Annotated in this window: 1 protein-coding gene and 1 pseudogene; both read left to right on the top strand. The window is 54.7% G+C overall.

The genetic code is table 11. The features are described from left to right. A partial coding sequence (locus BITS_RS08550) for a glutamate ligase domain-containing protein (protein ID WP_044259832.1) occupies window positions 1-995 on the top strand: 995 nt, incomplete at its 5' end. A 140-nt stretch (window positions 996-1,135) separates the two neighbouring features. Continuing rightward, window positions 1,136-1,892 (top strand): annotated as a pseudogene (locus BITS_RS08545) (Mur ligase family protein); the annotation flags it as partial.

Here is a 1,892-nt window from a genome sequence, read left to right as displayed (position 1 = left end):
CGGACGCCTTCCTGAACATCAGCCCCGACCACATCAGCGACATCGAACACCCCACCTTCGAAGACTACCTCTACAGCAAACGCCGACTCATCGCCAACAGCCGCACCCTCATCCTCGGCGCCGACAGCACACACATCGACCTGCTCACCCAAGACGCCAAACAACACCACACCCCCACCACAACCTTCGCACTACGAACCTCCGCAGTTGAAAGCCCGGTGGGTGCCTCAACCGACGCACCCTCTGTGGTGGCATATCCAGCAACAGAAGCGGATGGATATGTGATCTCAAATCGCGAGCCCGATGGCTCGGTCACTACCATGGGCCCCATTACCCTCGATATCGAGGGCGATTTCAACTATGCCAATGCCGCCGCAGCCATAGCCATCGGAATACAGGCAGGAGTCGATTTCTCTAGCAGTGCCGGCAAAGAGGCCCTGCGCGTCATGCAGCGAGTCCGTGTGCCCGGAAGAATGGAACAATTCACCGATCCAGTGAGCTCGGCACTCGCCATAGTGGATTATGCGCATAATCGCCTTTCGGTGAACGCGCTGCTCGATTTCGTGGAGAAACGATATTCCTCCCGCAATCCCCATATCATCCTTGTCACCGGTTCAGCCGGCAACAAGGCTCTGGAAAGACGCGAACAAATAGTCAGCGCAGCACAGGATCGCATCGATCGTTTTATCTTTACCGCAGAGGACACCGACAGCGAGCCGTATCTCGATATTTGCAAGGATATGGCTCGACATGTGAGCAACACATCGGTCAAGTCAGACATCATCGTTGATCGTACCCAAGCTGTGGAAGCCGCCGTTGAGGATGCCCGCGAGCATCGCGACCGATTCACCATAATCCTCATAATCGGCAAAGGCGATGAACGGTGGATCAAAGATGCAAACCAGCACACGGCATACGAGGGTGACGATCGTCTCATACAACGGCTGTTTTCCTATACACCTGTTCCCCAAACACTGAGCGACGCGCTTTCATAACCCGCAGGTTGTGTGGAGGTGATGGCCACCTTGTATGAACGGCGAGTGAACGACCCAAAGTAGTAATACAATATTCGGGTGCTGCCTGCATTCCTGCAGACGGCAGGAATATGTGCATGAAAGAAGGATCGTCCGCCATTATGTCTACGCGTCCATACACTTTGACACTTGCCAAGGCGGCTCAAATCCTTACGGAACATCATCTATTACGTGAAATCATCCGTGGTGAGCAGTGGGCTTCCGACCCATACGCCTTGCCGGATGCGGACACCCCCTTCACTGCACTCACCTATGACACACGTCAGATATCAGCAGGTTCGCTGCTCTTCATCAAAGGACGCTTCCGTCCGGAATATCTGCGCGATGCAGATGACCTGGGCTTGGCTGCATATGTGGCTGAAAGCGCATACGATGAATGCACGCAGTCCACCGGTCTTATCGTGCAAAACGTGCATAAGGCGATGTGCCTTCTCGCAGCGGCATATTACGGCAATCCTGAACGCGATCTGACGATGATCGGCATTACTGGAACCAAAGGCAAAACCACCACGGCCTATCTCACCCATGCAATCCTGAATGAATACAGCCACGGCAAAGCCGCATTGTCATCTTCTCTGCACACATGTGTGGATGGGAAAACCTTCACACCCTCACATCTGACGACTCCTGAGTCGTTGGATGCGTTTCGCATGATGCGCACGGCAGTGGACAACGGCATGCGCTACCTGGTCATGGAAGTCTCCTCACAGGCCTACAAAGTCCACCGCGTCCACGGCATAACCTTCGACATCGGAGCCTTCCTGAACATCAGCCCGAACCACATCACCGACCATCGAACACCCCACCTTCGAAGACTACCTCTACAGCAAACGCCGACTCATCGCCAACAGCCGCACC

The organism is Bifidobacterium tsurumiense, from assembly GCF_000741765.1.
GTDB classification, from domain to species: domain Bacteria; phylum Actinomycetota; class Actinomycetes; order Actinomycetales; family Bifidobacteriaceae; genus Bifidobacterium; species Bifidobacterium tsurumiense.
The sequence above is the reverse complement of the archived record's forward strand: the minus strand, read 5'-3'. Positions and strand labels throughout refer to the sequence as shown.